This is a genomic window from Paenibacillus agricola (assembly GCF_011440305.1).
Lineage (GTDB): Bacteria > Bacillota > Bacilli > Paenibacillales > NBRC-103111 > Paenibacillus_S > Paenibacillus_S agricola.
Genome location: NZ_JAAOIW010000076.1, coordinates 1 through 1,031, shown reverse-complemented (window position 1 = coordinate 1,031; position 1,031 = coordinate 1). Strand labels below are relative to the sequence as shown.

At 45.8% G+C, this 1,031-nt stretch carries 2 protein-coding genes; one reads left to right on the top strand and one right to left on the bottom strand.

Annotation, left to right across the window (positions count from 1 at the left end; all coding sequences use genetic code 11):
- Window positions 1-88 precede the first annotated feature (88 nt).
- Entirely contained in the window at window positions 89-454 is a 366-nt protein-coding gene (locus G9U52_RS39100; protein WP_166158883.1) for a type II toxin-antitoxin system death-on-curing family toxin, read from the top strand.
- Between the two features lie 89 nt (window positions 455-543).
- Here the strand turns inward: G9U52_RS39100 and G9U52_RS39665 are convergent.
- Window positions 544-1,031, bottom strand: a 488-nt coding sequence (locus G9U52_RS39665; RefSeq protein WP_207953494.1) for a hypothetical protein, incomplete at its 5' end; no start/stop codon positions are given.

The window sequence follows — 1,031 nt, the reverse complement described above, 5'->3', positions numbered from 1 at the left end:
GTTTCAAAGTTCGGCAACAGCTTGGGTATTACCATGACAGATGCTTTAAAGCAGCTCGGAATTGAAGCAGGGGATACAGTAAGCATTGATGTTCATTAACGTTGCCGTCATACAAAAATACAGTATCGGTGAAAACATCGGGGTGAAAGATAGCAGTTTACTGGAATCAGCCCTCTTACGTCCCCAATCATCAGCTTTTGGCGATGATGCTTATATGACTCTGTATGAGAAGGCCGCGGCTTTATTCGAGTCTCTAGGACAAAATCACCCATTCCAAAACGCTAACAAGCGGACAGCCTTTACTGTCCTTGTTATTTTCCTGCGTTATAATGGCTGCCGCTTTGCTATGGATCATAAAGCAGCCGAGGATTTCACTGTGGACATGGTTAACCATAGGTATTCCTTCAAAGAAATTGTCGGGATCATTGAGAGGCACTGTATGGCTTTAAAATAAACAAGAGACACCATCCTTAGAGGCTGATGTCTCCTACATTAAACTGCTTTCCTAATTAAGCCCTCATACAATTCTCTACTCAGCATGCTTTAATCAGCTCCAGCGCCTCCGCCGCCGTCTCCCCCGCCGCTGTCGCCTCCACTGTAACCTCCGTCGCCGGAATACCCGCTATTGCCTGAACCAGAAGCACTGCTTCCGTACGGCATGGTCATTTTCCACGAGTCCACCATATAAGTAATGGGGTTCTGACCGGACATCATCAAATACGCAAAAGGTGCTGTTGCAGCCAGCTCCATAGTAGGGTATGCATATGCAGCTTGAGGCTTGGCGCGAAGCAACTGCGATCTAACCATCCATTTCTCCACCTCGTGAGTTGGGATTCCACCTGCATTCATCCGCTTTCTGAATAACTTAATGCTACGATAGACCATAGAAGCATCTCTAGATAAGATCATCCTTGGTGTAACACTAACTAGCGCAATGCTCGATGTAATGAACAAAAAAAGGTTGAACAGCAAATCCGCATCCTGCAACATAAGATTAGCAAATAGTGTAACCCCCCAGAATAGGATAACAG